The sequence below is a fragment of the Candidatus Chryseobacterium colombiense genome (assembly GCA_029203185.1).
GTDB lineage: Bacteria > Bacteroidota > Bacteroidia > Flavobacteriales > Weeksellaceae > Chryseobacterium > Chryseobacterium colombiense.
Genome location: CP119310.1, coordinates 513108 through 538295, shown reverse-complemented (window position 1 = coordinate 538295; position 25188 = coordinate 513108). Strand labels below are relative to the sequence as shown.

Sequence of the window (25188 nt, the reverse complement as noted above, 5' to 3'; positions counted from 1 at the left end):
TAACATCATGCTAAAAAGAAAAGAAATTTTTGGAAAAGAAAGTCAACTATCAAGAACATCCGCTGAGAGTACGAAAGGATATCTTGCAACGCTCATGGAAGGATATTCAAAACTTTTGATTGATGATCCGGTAAGACCATTCAGAGAAGAAAATTTACAGGAAATAGCCAATAATGTTGATTACGGCGTTTTAGAAGCACTGAATGGAACGTGGGTAAGCTACAATGCTAATTATAACAAAAATATAACAAGACCTTCTCTGGGAAGCGGAATCCACACAACGATTATGCCTTCTCCCGGGACAAATCCATCAACAATTCCGGGAAAATTCAGTTTTGATACGGAAGAATATATTGAAAAATTAACGTTTGAGATCGTTCCCGGCGGTGTTCGTAACCGTGGCGGTGCAACCGAATTATTTTGCGGTGCGGTAAAATATGATCAAACCATTAAAAGCGTCAATAAAGTTGAAGGACAATCTGAATTGCAATATGCCGGAATTCACGAAGAAAATGGGATGTATCTCTGGTTAAGTGATGTCTATAATTATGCTGCCACAGAAGAAACCATCAAAAGAGACCGCGGAATTCACGCCTTTTCTACCGAAGATTTTGAAAAATATGGTTATAAAGGTGAATATAGAAATGAGCCATTGGTTGAAGTAAGAGACGAAAACGGTAATCCTTCCTATATTCTTTTAAGCCAGTTAAAAGAAGGACAAAAATATTATGAGATCATTCCGGCACAGGAAATAAAGCCAATGGATGGAATTACAGGACCTTATTTTATTCCTGATTATTCAATTTCAAGAAGCGGAGTTATTCCTCATGGAAGTACGATTACGGTGTTGGGAGATATAACCCCCGAAAATAAAGACGACAAGCAATATTATCTTAGAGAGGGCGCTCCAAAGTTCCCGACTGGTATTAAAACCTGGGATCCTCCTCATCTTGCGATCTCACCCACTATGGGAGGTGGCGGAGGTCCTATCAACCTTGATGAACCAGCTCCGGCTTGGGTTCACGAAACTTTAACGGATGAAAATGATAAAGGTTCAAATAAAATCTATACCCAGAGAATTCTTGCGAATGAACTATATCCTTATTGTGTAAGACCGGATATGCGATTAAGAGATACACTGAGCGGACAAAATGTTGAAAATTTTGTACTTGTTCAATTATCATCAAGAATGGCAACAGGCGCACAAGGCGGAATCCTAAACGTTCCTTTTGTTAATCGTTTTGTTCCGACAGTTGAAATAGAATTTAATCTTTGGATCGAAACCGTAATTGAAAACGGAAAAGAAATTCTTCAGCTGCAATATGAACAGATTATATTCTTCGAATTTGATTTTGGGAATGATGGCGGTACAACAAGCTGGCCTCATATTCAGGTAAATACGCTTCGTAAAATTGAAGATATTCCTGCTGATCAAAGAAAAGTAATCGAACAGGAATTCTTTAATGCACCGCCTGCCATGAGTATGACAACAACAGCTTCAGTGTCTGAGCGAATTGCAAATCCACCTGCAGGATGTCCTTATCACAAGGAAGAACTATAAACATAAGATCAGGAGCCTTTTAATCTATTTCTCTCCTTTTTTAATGCTAAAAAATAAACACTTCATTTTTGAAGTGTTTATTTCTTTATATTTCTGTAGATAATAGGCTATAAAAGCTAAATTTTATCTCATTTTTTCATTAATTTCTTGCTGAAGATTTTCTATTTTTTCTTTTATTTCCTGGCTAAGCTTATTGGGAAAATTTTTAAGCTTTTTCAGATCAAAAGCCAGAATTACAGAAGCTACCCCTACAAAAACAAAGGATAACCCGGTAAGAACAACTAATGACATTCCCGAAAATATAGGATTGGCTAAAAGCATGAAAGACAATATAATTCCAAGAATACTGAAAATAGCAAGATTCCCCCACCGAAGGACATGAGCATCTTTTAAATCAAAAGAAATCCCCAATAGCTGAAAAGAACGGAACATTACCGTAAATCCTACAATAAAAGGAAGTATTGCCATGGATATTTTAGGATAATTTACCAAATAAATACCCATAATCAGGGATAAAAGTCCACTCACCAGATACCATCCCCATCCGTTCATCGATTTTCGATTTTCGATGGAAAAAAAGATATCGAATATTCCTGAAACGATAAAAGATACACTAAATAAAAGCGATAAAGCCAGATAGGTTCCAAGAGGTGAAGAAAATACATAAAGTCCACAAACAATAAAAATAATTCCCAGAATAAGAGGGATATACCAATGCTTCACAGAGTTTCTGAATGATTTTAATAGATTGGGCATAATGAATAAATTTTTAGTGCCTACTTTGCAATACGGTGTTCGGCGAGTCCGTGTTTATATTGTTGTCAATAGCTTCGGGAAATCTGCGTAAAAGAAATGTAAAATGATTTGATGTTGACAGCAAAGTCTTCATTACTTCATAAAAACTTTTCTTCAGATGTTCTAATTTACATAAAATATCTGAATATAAGAGACTTAATTAGTATGATATTTAAAAGTTAACACAATAAAAATGTATATTTTTTGCTCGATTTCTCTTTATGAAACAAAAAATGACTATCTGTTGATAGCCATTTCATAATTAATCAGTTTATATTCAGAATATGTTACAAACTGCAATTGCTTACTCATTGTATTTACAGTAAATTCTTATGTTCCATAAGATACGATAAAGCTTCTTTTACAGTTTGTTCCGGGCTTTTGGGATTAAAACCTAATTCATTTCTGGCTTTGGAAATATCGAAGTTCTGTTGTAATCCTGAAAACATTGCAATATCTTTTACAGTCAGTACCGGAGGTTTTCTGTTAATTTTAGCCGAAAATTCCATTAAACCGGCAATCGCATATAGGACAAATTTAGGAACTGAACCAGGTACTTTGATTTTTAATTCCGGATAAAGTTTCTGAGCCAGTTTCGTGGTATCGGTAATGGTCATACATTTTTCATTGGCTAAAATATAACGCTCCCCGGGGCGTCCTTTTTCTGCTGCAAGATAGCAACCTTCGGCAACATCTTTTACATCTACCCAATTCAGCGTTATTTTGGTATCCATTGGTATCTGCTTGTTTAAGATTAATCCCAGTACGCCATAGGATACATTCAACGGAAGAAATGCTTCACTACCAATCATTGCTCCCGGCATTACAGATACCAGTTCTATTCCCAATTCTTTAGCGAGCTGAAATGCCAGCTTTTCACCGTCATTCTTAGAATTATAGTACATATCTCTTCGGTCAGGATTGTATCCGTTACTTTCTTTAGTAGGAAGATTCGTATAATCCAGAGCGGCAATAGAACTTACATAGACAATTCTTTTTACCCCGGCCTCAGCTGCAGCTTCAATCGTGTTACGGGTCCCGTTCATATTAACGTCGTAGATTTCCTTTTTAGGATCTTTGGCCCATAATTTAAATGAAGCCCCTACAGCATAAAATGTATGCACTCCCTGAAGAGCCTTTACAAATGAAGCTTTATCAGTAATATCTGCCTGAACCACTTCACAGTCCAAATCCTTAAAACAGTCTTTATTTTTGATGTTGCGAACAGATGCACGAACCTGAAATCCTTTTTTGATGAGTAATCTTACCAGATTATTGCCTAAATGCCCATTGGCTCCAGACACCAATACTAAGTTTTTGCTTGTCATATTTTTTGATTTTAAATACTACTGCAAAGTTCAACCTTGCCAATTCAAAACCACTTCACAAATGTTACTTAATAATCTGTTTTCGGATACGGCTCAAACTTTTGGGATTCATGCCAAGAAAAGAAGCAATATACTGCATAGGAACATTATGCAATAATTCAGGATGTTCTGTCATTAACTTCAAATAGCGTTTTTCTGCGGTAAGTGTTGCCAATTCTTTCGCACGTTTTTCATTATAGGATAAGGATTTCTGAAAGACAAAAAAACTGAAGTCTTTAAAAGCAGGGCTTTTTTGAGTAAGCAGGTCTAGATCTGTCTTTGTAATACGTAAAAGTTCGCATTCCGTAATGCATTCCAGATTTTCATCCGATCTGGTCTGATTTGTAAAGTTGGAATAAGAAGTAATAAACCCCGGAGGACAATTGATGTGTGTCGTTACCTCATCGCCTTTATCATTGTAATGGAACAACCGTACAAAGCCTGAAACTACAAAGTACAAATATTGTGGAATTTTTCCTTCTTCTTCAATCACCCTGTTTTTTGGATACAGGACAGGTTCGAAGGATTGAATGCACAATTCCTTATCCAAATCTGAAAGTTCAGTAGTTTCTGAAATAAGCCGGATGAGTTGATTATGCATAATATTATTATAAATTACCTGATCTGATTATAAAATTTTACAAGATATACTTTTTTAAGTAAAATATATCTCAACCTCATCAATGAGGAATTATGTATTTGTAGTTGTTTTTACGTAATCAAGCATTAATCAGACTTATTTTTATAGAGTAAATAACAGATAAAAAGGGTCATATTTACCAAGACAGCAAAAGCGTTTGAAAAAATTATAGGTAATTCATTTTTCCTAAATCCGTACCACACCCATAATGAAAGACCTAAAATAAGGACCAGAATCATCACCCATGATAAATCATCAACATTTTTTTCTCTTATTACTTTTATCAGCTGAGGAAGCATTGAAACAGAAGTCAGAATTCCTGCGGCAATTCCTAAAATATTTTCATCAATCATTTATATTCTTGTTTAAAACTATAAACTTATGTAAGCTTAAGATTTTTAATCCTGTAATTTTATATTTTGAGAAAACAATTTAAAAATAATTTTTCATCCGGTACTCATTTACTCCTAATTATTATACTGTATGCATATTGGCCAATTAAAAATTTCTGATTACAAGAGTTATCAATTCAAGAGAAAGCAATCACCTTTTTTTAATCCAAAAATACTCAGTTTATGTCCACTCATAAAACCCTCATCGGTATAGATAACGTCCAATCTGAGTTGGGTATTTTGATCACACTGGACTATTAATCCATTTTCCGTATCTATTGAAAGAATTGTTCCCGGAGAATGGAGACCATTAATTTCTTTTTCAATAATCGTAGCCTCAACTATCCGTATATTCCAACCGTTCCATTGAGTATATACTCCTTTATTCCACGGATTACAGGCTCTTGCTAAAGCTTCTACAGTCTGCGCATCAGATGTTTTCCAAGATATGCATACATCCTTTATATTTGGCTTTGCAAAATATTTAGCCTTTGACTGATCCTGTATCGTCCCTTGATAGCCATCATTTAATAACAGCAAAAGTTCATTAAGGAGATTTGCACCCAGCCACGAAAGTTGGGTAGATAACATACCATGCGTCATGTTAGAATTAAGAGGGAGTGTTTTTCTTATGATAATAGCTCCTGTATCAATCTTTTTATCTATCGCATGAACCGTAATTCCTGTTTCTTTCAATCTGCTGCGAAGAGATTCAAATACCGGATCTGCACCACGCATTTCAGGCAGCAGTCCATAATGAAAATTATAAAACAGAGATGGGTGATTTTCTAAAATTTCTGAAGGTATTTTCCAAGGAAATGTCATCGTAAAACAATACCGAGGATTACTATTGCCAATCATTCCCGTTATTTTAATATGAAAATTTTCTTTTTTCATAATGAATAGAGGAATTCCAGATTGTTTTGAAAGCATTGTACAGAAATCAATAACATCTGTATTTCCTTCAGGTATTCCCACCGCACAAAGCATTCCTGCTCCCTGTAGAGCCTGTAAAGCAGGAATGGCCATACGATTATTGCATAATACTGATATTTTTGTTACTTTCATCATGATTCTAAACAGCCATATGCATTAAACCATGTATTAGCTTCTGTATTTTGCATGTCTTTTATATTAATTTTTAAGCTCTCACGCTCTGATTCTGTAACAGCCGCATAATGAACATCCGTAAGCTCACAGTTTTCTGAATCTTTAGCCTTTATCACAGTCGCATAATAAACCGGAGCTTCTGTAAATCCATTGTCCGGATTCATCCAGACCCTTCCTCTGGGTGAATCAATAGAAATCCCATCAAATCTGATATTTTCCATTCCTATAAAAAGAGCAGCTTCCCATCCTAATAATGAGAAAAGATTCGCCTTTCCTTCTCTGATTCCGTTCATGATATGTAAGAAAGTTTTGTTTTCAGACGTTTCCAAAGTTTGCGACCACGCTACTGCTGAATTCCAGTCTTTTCCCGGATAGGGTATTTTTTTGAGCCATAATTCATCCGCTGTAAAACATGTTCCATACACAGATGAACCAGCAGAAATAGTATTGCTTTCACTAAAGAAATCTTCTGCCATATCTCCGCAAAAAGTTGCAAGCACAGCCGTTTGTTCTTCTCTTTCAATATATTCTCTAAGAGGAGCCAAAGTAAATTCTGAACGTCGCAAAGAAGTAATATGATTAAAGCCTATTGTGCCTCCTTTTTCTTCTACCGCAATAGAATAGATATAAGAGGGACGATAGCCCGCATCATAAAAAGAACAGGTAAATGCAAAGTTCTTATAACCTTGTTCAATCGCCTGATTAACAATAACCCGGGTACATAAAGTTCCCTGTAGAGAAATAAAATAAGTATGCGAAAGCTTTCCGTCAAAGGCCGGAAAATGATATCCGCTATCCAATACTAAAAGTGTTTTATCTGCTGCCTGAAACAAGGGATTTACGAATTCCGCGGCAATAGGGCTCATATATCCAATAATAACATCTGCACCTTCGATTAAAAACTGTTCACACCGCTGGTAAATTTCTTCATGTTTTGCCGCAACACCTATTCCAGCAGAGATAATTTCATGATAACCTTCCAAACCCATATTTTTCAAGGATTGTTTAAAACCATCCATGATATCAAAAGAAATTGAAGGATAGATGACAGATCGTGGTAAAAGTAAAGCTATTTTCATTTTTTTTAATATAAAGCCTCTAAAATATCTATTAGAGGCTTGTTTATTCTATTTTCAATTATGATCTTGATGGGAAAATTCCGTATAAGCAAATGATATAATTCATTCCAAGATAAGGCTGCCTAATATTAATAGGCTGACTTCCTCCCATAACACTTAAATTAAATGCTGCCGAGATAGGTCTTAAAGTTGTATCTGAAGGATTTTCAGAATACAATCCTGGTAATGCAGCGAGTGTACTGTTAGTAGGCGAGTTGGTGTCTCCATCACCAGAAAAGGTTTTAATAGCTACCGTACCAGAAGTTGAATTATGCGTGTGCTTGGGCATATTGGCCAGTGTACATACTACAGTCTCACTACCTAACACCTCTCCTAATTGATATTTTTTAATTCCAACCGCATTTCCGGTCCCCATAGGAGCTCTTCCGGCAAAATTAGGGAGCATAAAAGTTGTTGTCCCGTTTCCTCCATAAGTAACTCCTAACAAAGCAAATAATGCTTGGTTTGTATTTATATTTAATGTTTGCCCTTGACAAAATGCCCAGTATTTAGGTGCGAAATTACCAGCAAACATTCGGATTTCTGAAATAGTTCCTTCCATAATGAATGATTAGTTTTAAAAGGTTACTGATATACTATATTAGCTTCTGCTTGGATAAATTCCTTCAAGACATATGATATAATTGGCCGCCATAACCGGTTGTATAATCTCAAAAGGAGTATTATTTCCTACTGTAGATAATATACTACTAGTGATTTGAGGAGCTAAATGAGTATCTGCTGCCTGTGATGAATATGCCCCTTGCAACCCTCCCAATATAGACTCAGAAGTAAATGATTCGCCTCCTCCGTCTATAGAAGCAGGAAAGCTGACTGTAGCTGATGCGGAGTGAGTATGTGCAGGCATCTGTAATACGGTCATTGTAACTGATTCTTTTCCTCCTATTTCTCCAAGAGTAACGTTTGACAATCCAGCTCCGGTTCCGGTTCCTACAGGAATACGCCCTCTCAGGTCAGGAACCGCAAAAGTAGTCTGTCCGTTACCTCCGTACGTTGTTCCGAGTATAGAATATGTTGCTGAATATGTTGCTATACTGTATAAAGCCCCGTCACAGAATGCCCAACCCAATGGTGCAAAATTTCCTGCAAATAGACGGATTTCTCCTATGTATCCTTCCATAATTTAAGTGTTTGATTATTATTATTTATATTTTTTAGTTTACATTATGCTCTTGGTGGAAAAACTCCATACAAACAGATAATATAATTCATTCCCAACGAGGGCTGATTGATTTGCAGGGGAATATTTTCACCGGAAACACCAACCTGTAAAGTCAGAGTAGTAGGTTTAGTGCTAGAGTTGCCAGCCTGTGAGGTATACATAGAATCCTTTGTTGCCACCACGTTGTTGGAGGGTGTATCTGAATCTCCATCCTGTGAAGATGCGGGCACAACAATAGTTCCAGTTGCTAAATGGGTATGCAAAGGTAAATTAGACACATTCAGTGTTACAGCGTTTGTACCTCTACTTTCACCTAAATCATAATAAGATAATCCCGGTCCCTGACCAGCTCCAAGCGCTGATCGGCCAGCTAGATTCGGCAAGCCAAAAGTTGCTATACCATCTCCTCCATACGTTGTTCCCAAAATAGCGAACAAAGCAGTATTTGATCTGATTGCCAATAATGAGCCGTCACAATACCACCAGTCTCTAGGGGCAAAGTTTGCAGCAAAAAGGCGGATTTCTCCAATTGTTCCTTCCATAGTTAATTGTTTTTAAATTGAAATTGTTAAGTTTTTATCGTAAGAAATTTTCATGATTTATAATTCACATAGCAAACAATATGATACTCTTCCAACATTTTCTTTTAGAATTTGGAAATCATTTCCTCGACAATAGAATATAAATGAATTCTACTGCTTCGGTATTTGTAAAGATTTTATTTGAAGAATTATACTAAGTAATAGTATATAACGGTAAAGGCTTAAAACCTTTTTTAGGGATTTTTATCATGTTATTAAGTTTGGTCTGGTTAAGTTTTTTTAAATCACTCCGTGAAGAGTATCACAAATATACATTAATTATTGATTCAAAAACATTTTCAACATTAAATATTCATAAAATTAACAAAAACCCAAATTTCCCATGAATTATTTAACCTATAGATAAAAATAATAAAACATTAAATATTCTTTCATTAGTTATGAAAGCGTACCTATCAATTAAAACAAATTGCATAGTAATGCATCTTAGATATCGACAGGCTTATAATACAATATGACGGAACCTCCATTAAAACTTTTGACTTTTAAAAGTTTAAGAACATGTCTATTGTTTATATTTTCAAACAGCGACATACCACTTCCCACGATAACGGGGTAAATGCACAATTGATATTCATCAATCAAATTGAGTTTCATTAATTGTATAATCAGACTTCGACTTCCTATTAAAACAGGTCTACCGGATTGTTGTTTTAATTTTAGAACTTCTTCCTTTAATCCTTCAGTGGCCAGCTTTGCACTCTTCCATTCTACATTTTCCAGACTGTGGGAAAAAACAATTTTATGAATTTTATCAATAGCATATGCAAAATCGTCTATTGATTTTTCACCTGAAGGATTGTTTACATATGGCCGCCAATATTCCATAAGCTGATAGGTTATTCTACCGTATAAAATAGCGTCTGAATCACTTAACAGATCTGTATAATGCTTATGTATTTCTTCATCGGGAATGCCTGCAGTATGATCGCAAAATCCATCAAGTGTCATATTGAATGCTGCAATTATCTTTCTCATATCGGTTACGATTTAGATGATTAATTAAAAAAATACACCTACTTACAAGAAGAAGCGTGATCAAATGATATAAAGTTAAAGAAGCAGAATCTATAATTTTTTGATATCAGTTACTGGATTTATAATTGATAATGACTTTACATCTAATCATGCATAAAACCATAAATAGTAATAACAAAGCTGTCAGGTGAAGTATTGACGGTAAATTATCTTTTAAACTACCACCTGCCTGAACGATGGAAAGATAGGCCTTCAGGAAAGGTGTTGTCGGAAGCATATCCGAGAACAATTGAACTAATTTAGGTAAAGCCTGATACGGCATAGAATATCCCGTTATCAAAAATATCGGATAAGACGAAAAAACCATCACTTGAAATGTGAAAAGCTTGGATTTAAAAAAACTTCCAATGAACATTCCAAAAACTAATATTGTAGCTATAAAAAGAGCCATTAACAAAGCCAAATCTAAATAATTCCCTCTTATTTCCACATCAAAAACTGAGAAATTTATGGTGGTAAAAAATAACCCAAAAATCATAAAAATAATGAAATATAAAAAACTCTTCCCAATAAGTAATTTAGAAATATTGCGTCCTGAAAGTTGATAAAGATTAGTCAGTTTTTTATCTTCTCTTTCGGAAGCAAAACTAGCTGCAACACCTATCAATAAAGTCTGTTGCAAAATTATGGCCAATAATCCCGGCAATAAAAAAGATCCATACGTCATCCCAGAATTGTACAACGGACGGTAATCCATATTAATTGGATTCGTCATTTTCATCGACTGATCCTCATTCATTCCTTGTTTGTTGAAATAGGTTTTTCGCACACCAGCTCCAACCGTAAGACAAACTTTAGTTACCGCACTTAATAAGTCACTGGAAGGTAAAAACCGGGAAGCATTCAAAACGAGATTTACATTGACCTGTTTTTGGGAAAGAATATACTTTTCCATATCTTTCTGGATATAAAAATACCCTTCGATCTCTCCATTATATAGTTTTTCGTTGGCCTCAGAAATATCGGAAGCAGGAATTATATCAATCATCGGAGTAGAATTAAGCTGATCCGTCAACAGTCTTGATATCGCTGTTCCATCTGCATCAATTAAAGCTAATTTTACTTTTTCTTCTCCTTTGTTCAGATAAATGCTTCCATACATAAAGGCATACACAATCGGAGCCAAAAGTAAAATCATAAACAGACTTGAATCTTTTGAAACGTTTTGGGCCTCTCGTTTTATGATTTGGAATATTTCTTTCACACCTCTTTATTTTTAAGATAAGTATTCACTTTATTTTGGAAAAAAAGAATAGCAAGTGAAAAAGTAACCCCAATAAATATTAACAGTTTATAAATTTCCGGCATTGCATAAGATATTGGAAGTTTCATAAAATAAACTTTAATAAATCCGTCCAGAAAGTGTGTGTAAGGCATTATTTCTGCATAAAACTGATCATACCAAGGCATTGCCGTTCTTGGAAATGTAAATCCACTGAATACAAAAGCCGGAGAAGTAAAAAACAATGCAATATCCGTTACCAAAAGCAGATTGTTTGAAATTGCTGAAACCATCATCCCTATACCGATGCAAGCAAGAGACATCAAAGTATACATAATGAAGAAATTAAAATAAGTTTCTGGCTTTTCTAAATGATACATAGGAAACACCAAAAAAGCAACCAATAAAAAAAGAATCCATGCAATACAAAGATGCGCCAACATTTTTCCTATAAAAATCTGTGAGGAAGAGGTTGAAATCTTCAAAAGCTCATCAATTGTATTTCTTTTAAACTCTAAATTTAAGATGAGAACAGACGCCACGATTAAGGCCATTTGTAAACCTACAGTTATGAGACCCGGAGTAAGATACATTTGATAATTAAAATCTGGATTGTACAACGTTGTTGTATTCAGCTTAATGGGCTGAACCAAAGTATTCGCTTTTTCAGCGGGCATTCCCTGTTTCTCCGCTTTTTGAAGAACTACAGCAAGTCCTCCTTTGATAATGACTTCTGCAGCTCCTTTATAGATCATCTTCGCAGGAACAAGATAAGCACCATTCGTATATAGCGTGATATTCGACTGATGGTCTTTCTTTACATCCGCTTCCATATTTTTCGGAAAATGAACAGCTCCAAAAATTTCACCTTTTTTCATCAGGCTTTCGATTTCTGAATTACTGAAAGCTGTATGGGTAAAATGTATATATTCATTCTGTTCCATCATATCTGTAAGCATTCTGGAAACTGAAGAGCGATCTTCATCCCAAACTGCCATTGGAAGCTCCTTGGCAAATTGCTTCTGATAAATAAAACCGTAAAAAATAAAAATAATCGGCGGAATCACCAGTAAAACCACATAAAAGTTAGGAATCGAAAAAATTCGCTTCCATTCTCGCAGCATAATTTGGCTAATGGTTTTCAATTTAAATTAAAAATAATATTATGGTAAAATCAGTTGCGCAGTCATACCTGGACGAAGTCCTTTAACTGAACTCATATTTTCAGGCTTTACTTTTATCTGGAATGTTCTCAGCTCAAATTCTCCGTTCTGTTTTTCGGGTACCCAATCCGCATATCCTAATGCAGGAGCCAGTTCTGATACAACACCTTTCACTTCTTCCGGCGTACATCCCGGGATTTTCATTGTTACAGATGTTCCTTTATCTATTTTATTCATCTGACTTTGACGGAGATTGAATTTTACAAAATAGGAATTATCTTTCTGAATGGTCATCATAGGATATCCTGCATTTACCATTTCGCCTTTATTTGAAATAACGGTTGAAATTTTTCCGGAAGCAGGAGCTTTTATAGAGGCATTATCTTTAATCTGCTCCGTAAGCTTCTCTGCATCTTTTGCCTGATTCAGAATCGATTTTGCTGAGTTTTTAAGCTCATCATTACTTCCGCGCTCAAGCAGCTGTACATTCAGCTTTGCTGTTTCAAGCTCTTTTTGGGCCGCTTTATATTTAAAATAAACAATATCTCTTTCCTGTCCGGAAACCACCCCTTCAGAATAAAGGTTCTGGAAACGCGAATAGGTTTTATTCATTAAATCCATTTGCTGCTGTGCAATCTGCTGGAGATTCTTTGCTGAAGCTAAAACTTCAGGTTCTACCCCTCGATCGACCTTATTCAGTTGATTTTGAGCAATCGTTACAGCTTCGGAAACCTGTGACTGAATGGTTTCTATCTCTGAAGTTTTCATCTGGGCAACAACCTGCCCTTCTTTCACCTCATCATCTTGTTTTACCAACAAATCGACCACTCTTCCGGGTAATGAAGCAGACACATCTACAAATTCCGCATCAACCATTCCGATAACGGCATCCTTATCGACTTGTGAAGATTTATTTCTAAGAAGGTATATAACCGCAATAGCCAAAACAATCAAAGGAATAAAAACCGCCCAGTAATTTTTTATAAAGTTCTTCATCTTGTTCTGATTTTATGGAATATAATTGATCATGTTTTCGGGATTCCCGGTAATAAAAAAATAAGTTGCCAACGCCGTCTGGTATGCAACGAGTGAGGTGTAATACAATTTTTCGGTTTCATACTGTAATTGAAGTACATCATTAACATCCTTCACAGAAGCAAGACTGTTTTCCAATCGTTTTCTTACCATTTCAGTAGTTGTATAAGTCTGTTTTCTTGAATCATCAAAAATTTCACTCTGTTCTTTCAGGCTGATAAGCTTATTCTGTGCTACTCTGGTTGCAAGATTGACGGCTTTCTGTTTCTGTTCTATTAACAGATCAGCTTCTTTTATAATGGATTCCGATGCCTGATTTCTGGATCTCCTTTCGGGATCAAAGAGTGTCCACTGCATTTCTATCCCGACCAGCCAGGGAGGCGTAATCAAAGGAAGATCCTTTCTGAAAAACTGATAGTTTCCAATGGCAAAAATATTCGGCTTCGAAAGAGATTTGGTAATCATAAGCCCTGTTTCTGCTTCTGTTTTTTTGCTTTGAAGGAATTTAATATCTGCATTATTTTCTGAATTGGAAAATGTTGGAAGCTCCGTATTTTCGGTTAACATCTCAGTAATTTCCAAGGGGTCGTCTAATGAAATTCCCATTAAATCTTTAAGAGTAAGCAATGCATTTTCTTTTTCAAGATTCAGGTTTTTAAGATTGGTTTCTCCTTGTTTCTTCGCAATATCTGCCCAATTTTTCTGATAAGGAGGAATGATTTCTGATTTCAAGAGATTTTCAGCATATTTTTCGTTCTGATGAAGAGACGCAACACTTTTTTGCTGCTTCTCAATCATCGAATTGAGATACATGATCTGAATATATTGTAATATGATATTATAAGTGACAAGATCTTTTGAAGATTTTAAATTGGCTTTTCCGCTTTCCACCTGCTGTTCCGAAAGTCTTTGTGAAGCATTCAGCTTACCTCCCAAATAAATAGGCTGCTTTACCAAAACACCGGCTAAAAAATAACTTTGTTTTGCAATTGCAGGATTATAATTGGGATAGACCGCATTAATAATATCTTTGGAAGTCTGGTAAATAACATCCTGTACACTTTGGGGAAGAGCATTCCCGGTGATCTGCTGATAAACAGTATTGGCAGAAGATACGCTTTGTTGTGCCGATCCCTCTACAATTCCGCCTTTTACCTGCTGAAGATTAATTTTAATAGGTTCCCCAATATAGTTGTAGCCTCCAAGTAAATCAACCTTCGGTAAATTATTATTTTTATTGGACTTCACAAGTTTTTCCCTTGTTTCCAAAGATTGTTCTGCCAATTTTATCGCAGTATTATTTTTTATTGCATTATTGATACATTGTTGCAGACTGAGACTCTGGCAAAAGATATTTGCAGAAACCAGTACAAAACATATCGGTATTATTTTTTGTAATCGTATAATTTGCATATACATTATTTTCAGCATTAAGATATTGTTTGCTGTAAAGTTTTAATTGTAATTTATAATCGAAAAAACTTTACAAAGGAATGATGCTCAATGAATTGATTTCGAATAAGAGAAGCTGAACATTCTTTTGACAGAAAACTGGTGATTGTATATACAGTTGTTTAGTCTATATGAGAATGTGAAACAAGATTTAAAACAAGATAAATTTTCATATAACTACTTATTAATATTGGTTTGTCTTATAAAAATACAAATTATTTTAATTAATTCACCATAGAAAGTATTAAAAAATATTAATATGTTTCAGTTCTAATAAAAATTTAAAAAAAATTACTCCCCTAATGCAATTTTAATGAATTTATAATGAGGTTATAACCTATTGTCTTAATACATTTTACTTGAAACAAATTATTATTGAAAAACAATTCATGACAATGATCTCTTCAATTCTTTTTAGATTTCAAATTCTGAACAGCAAAAACCCTAATAAAGCCCCTCCCAATACTACAAAAGCACTGTTAACTTTAGTAAACCTCAATACAAAAACCAGACTTACCACTGCAATGACTGCAGTACGCCAATCTGCAATACTGTCTTTACCCATTTCATAACACACAGCCGCAATTATAGCTACTGATGCTACATTTACTGCATCTAAAAATGCGGACAAAAGTTTTGAATTCCGTACTTTTCTCATCAATGGATGGAGCATTGCTACAAATATAAACGAAGGCAGAAAAATAGCAATGGTAGAAAATACAGCCCCAGAAAAGCCATTAATCTGATACCCGATAAAAGTAACTGAAGAAAAGACCGGGCCCGGCGTAAATTGTCCTACAGCAATAGCATCTATCAGTTGCTGTCTCGTCAGCAAGCCCGTTGCTACCAATTCAGCATCTAAAAAAGCAAACAAGACATATCCGCTTCCATACAGAATAGCACCGATTTTAAGAAAAGCCAGAAAAAGATGAAAATTTTTAGATGAGATAAAACCGGAATCCGGAATCTGAAATAATACCGCCGGAATAAAGGAATATACTTCACCTCGCTTATTGATAAGGTATAATAATACAGCCAAAAAACCTGCTCCAAATAAGAGAAAGATCTCATTGATACCCAATAAAGATAAAATCAGAACAATTATACCAATCATCCAGAGTTGTAACGTTTTCAGAGATTTCTTGGCTAAAGGATAAATCGCAGCTAAAATAACCGATATAATCGCTGGTTTTATCCCATAAATAAAGGGCTGAACTTCCGGAAGCTGACCATATTCTTTATACAGCCAGGCAAAAAATAAAGTAATGAGAACCGCAGGACATATAAAACATAATCCCGCTACAACAAGTCCTTTCCAGCCTGCTCTGTCTTGCCCGATATGAATTGCCATTTCCGTACTGTTGGGTCCGGGTATTAAATTGGTTGCCCCTATCATATCCAGGAAATGCTGTTCGGTCATCCATTGCCGCTTTGTTACGACTTCCTGCCTCATCATGGCAATATGAGCAGCTGGTCCTCCAAAAGCTGTAATCCCCAATTTTAGAAAAATACCTGCAAGTTCTTTCAGTTTGGTTTCTTTTTCCATGCATTATTATAAATTCATCAATTGAATAGCTATTATTTTTCATTATGCAATTTAAAATCCTGATTGCTAAAAGGAGGCGCAGATGGAACGGTAATGACGTTAAATTCATGCTTGGTTGCCTGATGGCAGGAATTACAGGTATTGGTCAAAGTAATATAGTCTTCTTTAAAGGCTGTATTATTTTGTTGCTGAATAGCATTCCGTATAGCATCCAACGCAGGATTAATCATGGGTAAAGACTTAGTTTCAGGACGATCTTTGCAATACTTTCCGATCCCTTCTATACTTTCCTGAATTTCCCCGACTTCAAAATCTGCAAGCTTCCAGTTTTGATTAATGCCGGCAAACCAAAGCTTGTTATGATGAACCTGCACACCGCTCATAAACTCCCCGAATCCAGGTTTATAACAACTGTTTAATTGGGTTTGCAGACTGTCGATACGATTTTGCAAAACCGCCTGATTACTATCTGATTGGTTACAGGATGATAATACCCATATTGCTGAAATGATAAATATGCTTTTCATATATAGAGTTTTCAAGATGTGATCAAGAGTGAAATTATATATTTTTCCATTTATAAAATTACACAGATTTATAGCATGATAATTTTTTTCTTGTGTTTTTCAATACAAAAAAAAAGAGACTTTAAAGTCTCTGCATATTTAAACGGAATAAAATCCTCATTTACAAGTGGTAAAAAGAAAAATTATTTGGAATATCTTATAAAAAGTGATACAGAAAAATAACATCTCCCGTATAACATGGTCTGGTTTGATCTTTTATGAGAAGTTTTGCCTCAACCACGACTTTTACGGTTCCCTTAAGATTTATTACTGATTTTACCGTAGCCTGTAATTTCACATCACTGTTTACTGGAACCGGCTGACCGAATTTAAAGTTCTCAATTCCATAATTTATCTCCATTTTTACATTTCTTACTTCTGCAATTTGTTTCCAGAGGTAAGGAATGAGTGATAGTGTTAAATAGCCATGGGCAATAGTCGATTTAAAAGGACTTTCGCTTTGTGCTTTTTTTTCATCTACATGAATCCACTGAAAGTCCAATGTTGCTTCGGCAAATTTATCGATCTGAGCCTGATGTATGGTATGCCAGGAAGAAGTCCCGATCATCTTACCTTCCAGCAATTTATATTCATTAAAATTATTAATAATAATCATTTTATATTATTTTGTTTTATGATTAGGAAATAATAATACAAACATCCACATCTCTATTATTAACGCTGGATTATCTATAATCTTATTGAATTTTCAAAAACCTCTTACATAAAGCAAGAGGTCAATGAACATGAAAGTAATTTAACTTACATCAATGCTGTTTCAAACAATACATCCAAATACAAAAGGTTATTGGACTCTTGAGTTGTAAAAATATGATACTGAAATTGAAATAATATTATTTCATACAGATAATAAGGTTAATTATGCCAGTTTTACATTAACAGCATTTAAACCTTTATCGCTCTCCTGTACATCGAAAACTACTTTATCATTCTCACGGATTGCTCTTGTGCTTAATCCTGATGAATGTACAAATATATCTTTACCTCCATCTGAAGGAGAAATAAATCCGAAGCCTTTTGCTTCATTGAAAAATTTTACGGTGCCTTGTTGCATTGTAATTAGTATTAAAAATTATATATTATTTTCTGTAAACTCTACAGATTTTTATTTATAAAATGACCTTACGGGCATGATGAATCCTATCAGTTTTTGAATATTTTTAAGATCTATACGCTCATCCATGTCACAAAACGAAATTGCATTACCTTCTGCTCCTGCCCTTCCTGTTCTTCCGATCCGGTGAACATAAGTTTCAGGAATATTAGGCAGTTCATAGTTTACAACATGAGGAAGATCATCAATATCAATTCCCCTGGCTGCAATATCTGTAGCAACCAAAACTTTAATTTTACTGCTTTTAAAATCATCAAGTGCATTTTGCCTTGCGGACTGAGATTTATTCCCATGAATAGCTGCGGCAAAAATTCCTACACCTTCCAACTGTTGGACCAATTTATTGGCAGCATGTTTAGTACGGGTAAAAACTAATGAACGCCTCATATTTTCATTTTGCAGGAGGTCGATCAGCAATCCTGTCTTATCTCGTTTTTCTACAAAATATACAGATTGCTTAATGGTCTGGGCTGTTGAAGATACAGGATTTACCGTAACCTCTACAGGATTATTCAAGATTGTTTCAGAAAATGTCCTTATATCTGTAGGCATTGTGGCAGAAAAAAACAAAGTTTGCCTTTTCTGGGGAACCAGCCTCAGCACTTTTTTTATATCATTCACAAAACCCATATCAAGCATTCTGTCTGCTTCATCTAAAACAAGTATTTCAATTTTAGAAAGATCAATATGTCTTTGATTAACCAAATCCAGTAATCGACCAGGTGTAGCCACCAGAATATCTACTCTTTTTCTAAGCGCCGCAAGCTGTCCGCCCACTGAAACACCTCCAAAAATAGAAAGTTGTGATAAAGGTAAATACTTGCTGTAAATAGCAAAATTCTGTTCAATCTGTATTGCCAATTCCCGCGTTGGTGTGAGTATGAGCGTTCTTATTTCTTTGTGCTCAGGAGCATCTTTTTTTAACAACTGCAGGATAGGCATTGCAAATGCTGCTGTTTTTCCTGTACCGGTTTGGGCACATGCTATAATATCTTTTCCTGACAAAATGTGTGGAATCGCCGCTGTCTGTATCGCAGTAGGCTTGGAATACCCGGCTTCTGTAACAGCACGAATAATTGGATTGATTAAGTTTAAATTTTTAAAACTCATTATAATTCCGGTCTTCCGGTAGTTGGTAAGCAAATCTGTTAATCAGAATTTGAATTGGTGTATTAGGATAAACAAATAAAGAATACTTTTCCGGTTTATCATTTTGCTTGCTTTATCTGTACAATACCGTTAAAATACTGTTGAATGATCTGCAATAACATATCGCTCCTATTGATCATAGGACTTTATAATCCCTTAAATTCCGTTGCCTGAATTGAGGAGTATAAATTGGTAGCTGAAAAAGCAAAACTGGAAAAAGAAAATGGTGATTTTAAACTTACAGAATAGCAAAGGCAGTAACCTGTTTTTATAAATGTTTTGCAAACCTACAATAAAAAAAAGCAAACACCACAACATTTAATTAATTGATTATCAAAAATATATTCATACCTTACGCACGTTAACCAAATTATTTGCTATGCGGATGATTTTAAATGTCCATGATATGCAAACAGCCTTTCCTATCACCAATCCTCAGGTTCAACACCAGAAGTCACCAATTACTTCTCTTGTCAAAATCGCTTATTTCATTATGGTTCATCATAAACCTAATGTATTCAAGGCAATGTTTCAGAAAATCTACACAAAAGACCAAATCTATCTTATTCATATCGACAGAAAAGCTAAGTCTGAAGTAACCGAAGAAATACAGCTATACATCTCCCAATTTCCGAATGTTTATATTTTAGAAAGCTTAAATATTGTTTCAGGAGGATTCAGCATGATACAAGCCGAACTTAATGCGATGGAATTTCTCTTGAATGCAAGTTTGGAATGGGACTATTTTATCAACCTGAGCGGCGAAGACCATCCACTTAAATCTCAGCAAATAATACGGAAATTTCTTACGGCTAATAACGGACGAAATTATCTATTTTATTATGACCAAAAATTTTTCAGACCCGATACATTAAAAAGAATACAAAATCATTTTACTGAATTAGCTTATAAGATTTCCTCTTTTATTTATAAAAGAGAATTTATGAAAGGAATAACGCCTTATATTGGAGGAAAATGGTTTATTTTTACAAGAAATACCTGTGCATTCTTAACAAACAACAAAAAAGTATTGGATTTTGAAGACTATTATCTCCATACTTTTTTACCTGCTGAATCATTTTTTCAGACAGTTCTCATGAATACTTCATTTAATGACATTATCGTTAATGATGATAAAAGAGCAGTTTTTGAGCAATCATTTTTTCAGAGCAAACAAGACACTTTAAATTATATAGAATCTCTGAAATCCAGCAATCAAATTTTCATCAGAAAAATAAATCATAAAACTGATGAAAATATCCTAAGTTATATTGAAGATACATATCTCCTTCCTCTAACAGAGATCGACGAAATTGAAAAAGAATTAAAAAGAGACCAATACAATAATTGATCTCTATAAGTGAGTTTAAAATTTATAGATCAGTGCATTGATATTCATCCCCGCTCCTACAGAAGCAAAAAGTACAATATCATCTTTTTCTATGGAATGTTCTTTCAGTTCTCCTTTTAAAATCATGGTAAGTAAAGAGGGAATTGTAGCAACACTACTATTACCAAGCTTATGGATTACCATAGGCATAATATTATCGGGAGCTGTTACTTTATACAACTGATAAAACCTGTTTACGATGGCTTCATCCATTTTTTCATTAGCCTGATGAATAATAATTTTGGTTATATCATGTATTCCATATCCGCTCTGATCAAGACATTTTCTCATAGCATCAGGAACATTTAAAAGAGCAAACTCATATATTTTCCGACCATCCATTTTTATGTACTTAGTATCTTGACAACCATCGTTATTATAAGATTTTCCAAAATACAGGTAATCTTTTTCCTCATAGGTATGCGACGAAGATAAATGCGATTTTATACCTGAATCATCTTTTTCATTAGCTTCAATAATTACAGCACCTGCACCGTCAGCATAAATCATACTATCACGGTCATGAATATCGACTACCCGTGAAAGGGTTTCCGCCCCAATTACTAAGCATCTGCGGGCAATATTAGCTTTTATAAAGGCATTGGCCTGAATGACACCTTCGATCCAGCCCGGACATCCAAAAAGTACATCATAAGCTACACAAAGGTTATTCTTGATTTTTAGAGAATGCTTAACTCTTGCCGCAAGACTTGGGACCATATCCGATTGAACGGTTCCAAATCTGACGTCTCCAAAATTATGGGCAAAAATGATATAATCTAAACTTTCAGGATCTATTCCCGAATCTTCTATCGCCGCCTGAGCAGCAATTAATCCGAGATCAGAAGTTACCTGTTCACGATTTGCGTATCTCCTCTCCTCTATACCTGTTATTTTTTTTAATTTCTCTGTAATAGCGAAATTGTTATCTTTTAATAATACTCCCTTATCATCTAAAAAAATATGTTTGTCAAAGAATAAATTAGTTATCGTTTCAGATGGTATACAATTTCCAACACCTATTATCTTACTTGTCATTTGAATATTTACTTGTTAATATTTTTAAAAGTTTAAGCATCAATACATCAATTTTAATTACCCATTAGTAAAACCTCCTGCTATTCAACAAGAGGTTTATGAACATTATAATAAGTTATAAATTTAAATATTTTTTTAATAAAATAATTAAGACATTGCAATATTAATACATTGTTATTTTGAAAACAGAATCTTAAGATAACTAATGAATACACAAAATATATTCATTTATTTTAAAAAATTCATTTCCGGTATTAAAGTTAGCTGATTAAAAATGAATACTACTATTAAAAAATATAAATTTTTAATAATTTTATAAATTAACGGTTTAAGAAACTTTTTACTTTTTCTTACATTTTCATTTTATAAAAAATTAATTCCGTGTTCAGTAAAATTGCCTAAAGCGGGAAAATAAAATAATCAAAAAAAAGACCGATCGTTTTATTTTTTTATTTACTTTTGTTACAGATTAGAATTTCTACTTATGAAAACCACAAAATCTGAAAATACCAAACAACTGATTATTGAGAAAACGGCTCCTGTTTTTAATACAAAAGGTTATGCAGGTACATCGATAAATGATTTAATGAACGCTACGGGACTTTCGAAAGGTTGCATTTATGGTAATTTCGAGAACAAAGATGAGATAGCACTCAGCGTTTTTGATCATAATTTTGGTAAGGTAACACAGCATATGAAAGAACGCATATTAGCTACTGAGAATTCTATCGAACGATTGCTGGTTTATCCTCAAACGTATAAAAATTATTTCAGATACTCATATTTACAGGCTGGCTGTCCGATTTTAAACACTTCTACAGAAGCTGATGATACGCATCCAAAACTAAAAGAACGTGCCCAAAAAGCGCTAGTTTTTTGGAAAACATCTATTGAAAATCAAGTAAAACGCGGTATAGAAAGAAATGAGATAAAAGCAGATACTGATCCAAGCGAAATAGCAGTGATCATGATTTCAATGATCGAAGGAGCATTTATGCAGGCAAAAGTAAACAGTCATATGACAGAGCTAAAAATTGCAATGTCTTTTTTAGAAAAACTGATTAATAACTTAAAGATATAATTTTTTTACCAAAAAATAGACCGATCGGTTTATTGTAACTTTAGATAAGAATTAAAATGGAAGAATTTGATATTACCGTTATCGGGTCTGGTCCCGGCGGCTACGTAGCAGCAATAAGAAGTGCTCAACTGGGGTACAAAACTGCTATAATCGAAAAATACAGTACTTTGGGCGGGACTTGTACCAACGTGGGCTGTATCCCAACTAAAGCATTATTAGATAGCACTCACCATTATGCAGATGCAGTTAAAAATTTTGAAAATCATGGGATCGAGTTTTCAGAAGTACAACTCAATTATGAAAAAGTATTTAAACGTAAAACAGATGTAGTGGCTAAAAATACCCAAGGTCTGGATTACCTGATGAGAAAGAATAAAATTAAAGTTATACAGGGTTCAGGTACTTTTCTCAACAACGAATCGTTGAAAATCATACACGAAGATCAAACAGAAACAATTATTAAATCAGATAAGTTCATTATTGCAACCGGATCAAAACCGGCAACTATTCCAGGAGTTATTATCGACAAAAAAAGGATCATTACTTCGACTGAAGCATTGGCCATGAAAGAAAAGCCTGAAAGCATCATTATTATTGGCGGAGGTGTGATCGGGGTAGAAATGGCTTCAATCTTCAATAGAATTGGTACCCAGGTAATTATTTTAGAGTATGCCGATAATCTGATTGCCAATATGGATCAGGAACTGGGAAGTACACTGACAAAAATTTTAAGTAAAGAGGGCGTAGAAATCAAGCTTAAAGAGTCAGTTTACAAAGCTGAAAACCTCGGTGATAAAGCCAAAGTCTATTTTAGAAGTAAAGAAGGAGCTGAACAGGAACTGACCGCTGATTACATTTTAGTAGCTGTTGGCCGAAAACCTTATGTGACTAATTTAGGCTTAGAAAATACCAACATTGAACTCAACAGCAATGGGACGATTAAAGTAAATGAACTACTCCAGACAACAGCCTCAAATATTTTCGCTCTCGGCGATGTTATTGGTGGTGTCATGCTTGCCCATAAAGCCGAAGAAGAAGCTGCATTTGTAGTTGAAAGAATTAATGGGCAAAAATCACATATTGCGTATGACCGTATTCCGTCAGTAGTTTATACCTGGCCAGAGGTTGCTTCCGTAGGTGCAACAGAAGAAGAATTAAAAAAACAGGGAGTAGAATACAATGTTGGTAAATTTCCGTTTGCAGTAAATGCAAGAGCCAGAGCAGGAATGGAAACGGATGGTTTTGTAAAAGTACTTTCTGATCCGAAATATGGCGAACTTTTAGGTGTACATATCATTGGTGCAAGAGCCTCAGATTTAATTGCACAGGCAGTTGTTGGTTTAGAATATGAGATTACTGCGAAAGATATGGCCTCAATTTGCTATGCCCATCCGACTTATTCGGAGGTATTGAAAGAAGCCTATACTATTGCTTCAGGAAGAGCATCGGTCAATATTTAAATAAAGATCAAGGACTTAGTTCTTGAAATCATAAATCAATTACAACAAATCAATTATATGTCACATCAACGATAAATGTATCGTACTATTTTATCGGTCATTTATTTATCTTAATTTTATAATATGTCACACTACATAAGACTTGCCATCAAAGATGATTACCCAAGAATAATGGAAATTTGGGAATCTGCGGTTAAAGCTACCCATGATTTCCTTAATGAAGAAGATTTCCTCCATTTTAGAAAGGTTATCCCGACGGATTATCTTCCCAACCTACAAGTATTCCTGCTTATCGAACAGGGAGAACCAATAGGTTTTGCATCGGTATCAGAAGAAAATCTGGAAATGCTTTTTATTCATAACGACAATCGTGGAAAAGGTTATGGAAAGAAGTTATTTCATCTTATGAAAGATCTACAGGAAATTAAAAAGGTCGATGTCAACGAACAAAATCATCAAGCCATTGGCTTTTACGAGAAACTGGGCTTTAGAAAAACGGGAAGATCTGAAAAAGACGGCTCGGGTAAAAATTATCCAATTATCCACATGAGTCTTTTGGAATAAATATTAAAAATAAAATAGCAGGCTAAAACAATTTTCAAGCTCAATTTTTATTAAACCGTAAAAAAAATACTTATGGCAAAGCTGTCAATACTCGATTATTTAAACAATATGATAAAAGGCAAGCTTACTTCCGAGATGTACACGCATATGCAATATCCAACACCGATATCGGAAACATTGGGGATCAGCATCAAAGAAATCGGACTAGGAACAGCAACAGTACAAATCAATACAACAAAAGAACAACATGGCAACCAACAAGGAACCATCCACGGCGGATTAATATGTGAGCTGGCAGATGCAGCAATCGGAACAGCCCACTCTACCTTCATTCCGGAAGGAGAATCCTTTACCACTGTAGATTTAAAAATCAATTTTTACAGACCTACTTTTAATAATGTGCTTACTGCTAAAGCCTCAGCTTTACAGAATGGAAAAAACTTAAGCCATTATATCTGCGAAATTTTTCGCAGTGACGGAAAGAAAGTGGCAATGGTAACCAGCACTGTGATGACTTTAAAGGGAGAAAAAGCAGCAGGAAGGTAGTCTTAAATAATAAATAATATTATTACTTTCCATAT

26 protein-coding genes are annotated in these 25188 nt (G+C 34.7%); 6 read left to right on the top strand and 20 right to left on the bottom strand.

What is annotated here, in order from left to right:
- Window positions 1-7: 7 nt before the first annotated feature.
- On the top strand, window positions 8-1561 hold the full coding sequence (locus P0Y62_02260; protein WEK70381.1) for a peroxidase, FMP-type: 1554 nt from the start codon (window positions 8-10) through the stop codon (window positions 1559-1561).
- A gap of 123 nt (window positions 1562-1684) precedes the next feature.
- Here P0Y62_02260 and P0Y62_02255 read toward each other — a convergent pair whose 3' ends face one another.
- The 19 genes from P0Y62_02255 to P0Y62_02165 all read right to left on the bottom strand — a co-directional run bounded on the left by P0Y62_02255 (window position 1685) and on the right by P0Y62_02165 (window position 19035).
- On the bottom strand, window positions 1685-2317 hold the full coding sequence (locus P0Y62_02255; GenBank protein WEK70380.1) for an HdeD family acid-resistance protein: 633 nt from the start codon (window positions 2315-2317) through the stop codon (window positions 1685-1687).
- Between the two features lie 356 nt (window positions 2318-2673).
- Window positions 2674-3684, bottom strand: coding sequence for an NAD-dependent epimerase/dehydratase family protein (locus P0Y62_02250; protein WEK70379.1), 1011 nt, complete (start codon window positions 3682-3684; stop codon window positions 2674-2676).
- A gap of 64 nt (window positions 3685-3748) precedes the next feature.
- On the bottom strand, window positions 3749-4324 hold the full coding sequence (locus P0Y62_02245; GenBank protein ID WEK70378.1) for a Crp/Fnr family transcriptional regulator: 576 nt from the start codon (window positions 4322-4324) through the stop codon (window positions 3749-3751).
- 125 nt (window positions 4325-4449) lie between these two features.
- A complete protein-coding gene (locus P0Y62_02240) occupies window positions 4450-4716 on the bottom strand; it encodes a SemiSWEET transporter (protein ID WEK70377.1) in 267 nt (88 codons plus the stop codon).
- A 171-nt stretch (window positions 4717-4887) separates the two neighbouring features.
- Entirely contained in the window at window positions 4888-5826 is a 939-nt protein-coding gene (locus P0Y62_02235; protein ID WEK70376.1) for a formyltransferase family protein, read from the bottom strand.
- A complete protein-coding gene (locus tag P0Y62_02230) occupies window positions 5823-6944 on the bottom strand; it encodes a hypothetical protein (protein ID WEK70375.1) in 1122 nt (373 codons plus the stop codon). Before P0Y62_02230 ends, P0Y62_02235 begins: the two co-directional genes overlap by 4 nt.
- A gap of 58 nt (window positions 6945-7002) precedes the next feature.
- On the bottom strand, window positions 7003-7545 hold the full coding sequence (locus tag P0Y62_02225; protein ID WEK70374.1) for a tail fiber protein: 543 nt from the start codon (window positions 7543-7545) through the stop codon (window positions 7003-7005).
- Window positions 7546-7584: 39 nt separating this feature from the next.
- A complete protein-coding gene (locus tag P0Y62_02220; protein ID WEK70373.1) occupies window positions 7585-8124 on the bottom strand; it encodes a tail fiber protein in 540 nt (179 codons plus the stop codon).
- A 44-nt stretch (window positions 8125-8168) separates the two neighbouring features.
- A complete protein-coding gene (locus tag P0Y62_02215) occupies window positions 8169-8708 on the bottom strand; it encodes a tail fiber protein (GenBank protein WEK70372.1) in 540 nt (179 codons plus the stop codon).
- Window positions 8709-9194: 486 nt separating this feature from the next.
- Entirely contained in the window at window positions 9195-9746 is a 552-nt protein-coding gene (locus P0Y62_02210) for a dihydrofolate reductase family protein (GenBank protein WEK70371.1), read from the bottom strand.
- Window positions 9747-9852: 106 nt separating this feature from the next.
- On the bottom strand, window positions 9853-11010 hold the full coding sequence (locus P0Y62_02205; GenBank protein ID WEK70370.1) for an ABC transporter permease: 1158 nt from the start codon (window positions 11008-11010) through the stop codon (window positions 9853-9855).
- Complete coding sequence (locus P0Y62_02200) at window positions 11007-12152, bottom strand: ABC transporter permease (protein WEK70369.1); 1146 nt, start codon at window positions 12150-12152, stop codon at window positions 11007-11009. Before P0Y62_02200 ends, P0Y62_02205 begins: the two co-directional genes overlap by 4 nt.
- A 39-nt stretch (window positions 12153-12191) precedes the next feature.
- A complete protein-coding gene (locus tag P0Y62_02195; GenBank protein ID WEK70368.1) occupies window positions 12192-13187 on the bottom strand; it encodes an HlyD family efflux transporter periplasmic adaptor subunit in 996 nt (331 codons plus the stop codon).
- Between the two features lie 12 nt (window positions 13188-13199).
- Window positions 13200-14639 (bottom strand): TolC family protein, encoded by a 1440-nt coding sequence (locus tag P0Y62_02190; protein ID WEK70367.1) that lies wholly within the window; start codon window positions 14637-14639, stop codon window positions 13200-13202.
- 460 nt (window positions 14640-15099) lie between these two features.
- Window positions 15100-16224 carry a chromate efflux transporter gene (chrA, locus tag P0Y62_02185; GenBank protein ID WEK70366.1) on the bottom strand — a complete coding sequence of 375 codons (1125 nt, stop codon included), beginning with the start codon at window positions 16222-16224 and terminating at the stop codon, window positions 15100-15102.
- A 32-nt stretch (window positions 16225-16256) separates the two neighbouring features.
- A complete protein-coding gene (locus tag P0Y62_02180; protein ID WEK70365.1) occupies window positions 16257-16751 on the bottom strand; it encodes a hypothetical protein in 495 nt (164 codons plus the stop codon).
- Between the two features lie 196 nt (window positions 16752-16947).
- Window positions 16948-17406 carry a MaoC family dehydratase gene (locus P0Y62_02175; protein WEK70364.1) on the bottom strand — a complete coding sequence of 153 codons (459 nt, stop codon included), beginning with the start codon at window positions 17404-17406 and terminating at the stop codon, window positions 16948-16950.
- Between the two features lie 264 nt (window positions 17407-17670).
- Window positions 17671-17865, bottom strand: coding sequence for a cold-shock protein (locus P0Y62_02170; protein ID WEK70363.1), 195 nt, complete (start codon window positions 17863-17865; stop codon window positions 17671-17673).
- A gap of 51 nt (window positions 17866-17916) precedes the next feature.
- Window positions 17917-19035: a DEAD/DEAH box helicase gene (locus tag P0Y62_02165; protein WEK70362.1), complete on the bottom strand. Its 1119-nt coding sequence runs from the start codon at window positions 19033-19035 to the stop codon at window positions 17917-17919.
- Window positions 19036-19480: 445 nt separating this feature from the next.
- On the opposite strand from P0Y62_02165, the gene P0Y62_02160 reads away from it, so the two are divergent.
- On the top strand, window positions 19481-20425 hold the full coding sequence (locus P0Y62_02160; GenBank protein ID WEK70361.1) for a beta-1,6-N-acetylglucosaminyltransferase: 945 nt from the start codon (window positions 19481-19483) through the stop codon (window positions 20423-20425).
- Between the two features lie 15 nt (window positions 20426-20440).
- On the opposite strand, the gene P0Y62_02155 is transcribed toward P0Y62_02160, so the two are convergent.
- Complete coding sequence (locus P0Y62_02155) at window positions 20441-21502, bottom strand: ketoacyl-ACP synthase III (GenBank protein WEK70360.1); 1062 nt, start codon at window positions 21500-21502, stop codon at window positions 20441-20443.
- 484 nt (window positions 21503-21986) lie between these two features.
- On the opposite strand from P0Y62_02155, the gene P0Y62_02150 reads away from it, so the two are divergent.
- From P0Y62_02150 to P0Y62_02135, 4 genes are all read left to right on the top strand, one after another.
- Window positions 21987-22583, top strand: a complete 597-nt coding sequence (locus P0Y62_02150) for a TetR/AcrR family transcriptional regulator (GenBank protein WEK70359.1) — start codon at window positions 21987-21989, stop codon at window positions 22581-22583.
- A gap of 56 nt (window positions 22584-22639) precedes the next feature.
- Window positions 22640-24043 (top strand): dihydrolipoyl dehydrogenase, encoded by a 1404-nt coding sequence (lpdA, locus tag P0Y62_02145; GenBank protein ID WEK70358.1) that lies wholly within the window; start codon window positions 22640-22642, stop codon window positions 24041-24043.
- A 123-nt stretch (window positions 24044-24166) separates the two neighbouring features.
- Complete coding sequence (locus P0Y62_02140) at window positions 24167-24607, top strand: GNAT family N-acetyltransferase (protein WEK70357.1); 441 nt, start codon at window positions 24167-24169, stop codon at window positions 24605-24607.
- A 72-nt stretch (window positions 24608-24679) separates the two neighbouring features.
- On the top strand, window positions 24680-25153 hold the full coding sequence (locus P0Y62_02135; protein WEK70356.1) for a PaaI family thioesterase: 474 nt from the start codon (window positions 24680-24682) through the stop codon (window positions 25151-25153).
- Window positions 25154-25188 lie beyond the last annotated feature (35 nt).

What these genes read in the sequence shown, in the direction of transcription:
- P0Y62_02260 (WEK70381.1), top strand. Translation starts at nt 8, where the DNA reads ATGCTAAAAAGAAAAGAAATTTTTGGAAAAGAAAGTCAACTATCAAGA.
- P0Y62_02255 (WEK70380.1), bottom strand. Translation starts at nt 2,317, where the DNA reads ATGCCCAATCTATTAAAATCATTCAGAAACTCTGTGAAGCATTGGTAT.
- P0Y62_02250 (WEK70379.1), bottom strand. Translation starts at nt 3,684, where the DNA reads ATGACAAGCAAAAACTTAGTATTGGTGTCTGGAGCCAATGGGCATTTA.
- P0Y62_02245 (WEK70378.1), bottom strand. Translation starts at nt 4,324, where the DNA reads ATGCATAATCAACTCATCCGGCTTATTTCAGAAACTACTGAACTTTCA.
- P0Y62_02240 (WEK70377.1), bottom strand. Translation starts at nt 4,716, where the DNA reads ATGATTGATGAAAATATTTTAGGAATTGCCGCAGGAATTCTGACTTCT.
- P0Y62_02235 (WEK70376.1), bottom strand. Translation starts at nt 5,826, where the DNA reads ATGATGAAAGTAACAAAAATATCAGTATTATGCAATAATCGTATGGCC.
- P0Y62_02230 (WEK70375.1), bottom strand. Translation starts at nt 6,944, where the DNA reads ATGAAAATAGCTTTACTTTTACCACGATCTGTCATCTATCCTTCAATT.
- P0Y62_02225 (WEK70374.1), bottom strand. Translation starts at nt 7,545, where the DNA reads ATGGAAGGAACTATTTCAGAAATCCGAATGTTTGCTGGTAATTTCGCA.
- P0Y62_02220 (WEK70373.1), bottom strand. Translation starts at nt 8,124, where the DNA reads ATGGAAGGATACATAGGAGAAATCCGTCTATTTGCAGGAAATTTTGCA.
- P0Y62_02215 (WEK70372.1), bottom strand. Translation starts at nt 8,708, where the DNA reads ATGGAAGGAACAATTGGAGAAATCCGCCTTTTTGCTGCAAACTTTGCC.
- P0Y62_02210 (WEK70371.1), bottom strand. Translation starts at nt 9,746, where the DNA reads ATGAGAAAGATAATTGCAGCATTCAATATGACACTTGATGGATTTTGC.
- P0Y62_02200 (WEK70369.1), bottom strand. Translation starts at nt 12,152, where the DNA reads ATGCTGCGAGAATGGAAGCGAATTTTTTCGATTCCTAACTTTTATGTG.
- P0Y62_02195 (WEK70368.1), bottom strand. Translation starts at nt 13,187, where the DNA reads ATGAAGAACTTTATAAAAAATTACTGGGCGGTTTTTATTCCTTTGATT.
- P0Y62_02190 (WEK70367.1), bottom strand. Translation starts at nt 14,639, where the DNA reads ATGCAAATTATACGATTACAAAAAATAATACCGATATGTTTTGTACTG.
- chrA (WEK70366.1), bottom strand. Translation starts at nt 16,224, where the DNA reads ATGGAAAAAGAAACCAAACTGAAAGAACTTGCAGGTATTTTTCTAAAA.
- P0Y62_02180 (WEK70365.1), bottom strand. Translation starts at nt 16,751, where the DNA reads ATGAAAAGCATATTTATCATTTCAGCAATATGGGTATTATCATCCTGT.
- P0Y62_02175 (WEK70364.1), bottom strand. Translation starts at nt 17,406, where the DNA reads ATGATTATTATTAATAATTTTAATGAATATAAATTGCTGGAAGGTAAG.
- P0Y62_02170 (WEK70363.1), bottom strand. Translation starts at nt 17,865, where the DNA reads ATGCAACAAGGCACCGTAAAATTTTTCAATGAAGCAAAAGGCTTCGGA.
- P0Y62_02165 (WEK70362.1), bottom strand. Translation starts at nt 19,035, where the DNA reads ATGAGTTTTAAAAATTTAAACTTAATCAATCCAATTATTCGTGCTGTT.
- P0Y62_02160 (WEK70361.1), top strand. Translation starts at nt 19,481, where the DNA reads ATGCAAACAGCCTTTCCTATCACCAATCCTCAGGTTCAACACCAGAAG.
- P0Y62_02155 (WEK70360.1), bottom strand. Translation starts at nt 21,502, where the DNA reads ATGACAAGTAAGATAATAGGTGTTGGAAATTGTATACCATCTGAAACG.
- P0Y62_02150 (WEK70359.1), top strand. Translation starts at nt 21,987, where the DNA reads ATGAAAACCACAAAATCTGAAAATACCAAACAACTGATTATTGAGAAA.
- lpdA (WEK70358.1), top strand. Translation starts at nt 22,640, where the DNA reads ATGGAAGAATTTGATATTACCGTTATCGGGTCTGGTCCCGGCGGCTAC.
- P0Y62_02140 (WEK70357.1), top strand. Translation starts at nt 24,167, where the DNA reads ATGTCACACTACATAAGACTTGCCATCAAAGATGATTACCCAAGAATA.
- P0Y62_02135 (WEK70356.1), top strand. Translation starts at nt 24,680, where the DNA reads ATGGCAAAGCTGTCAATACTCGATTATTTAAACAATATGATAAAAGGC.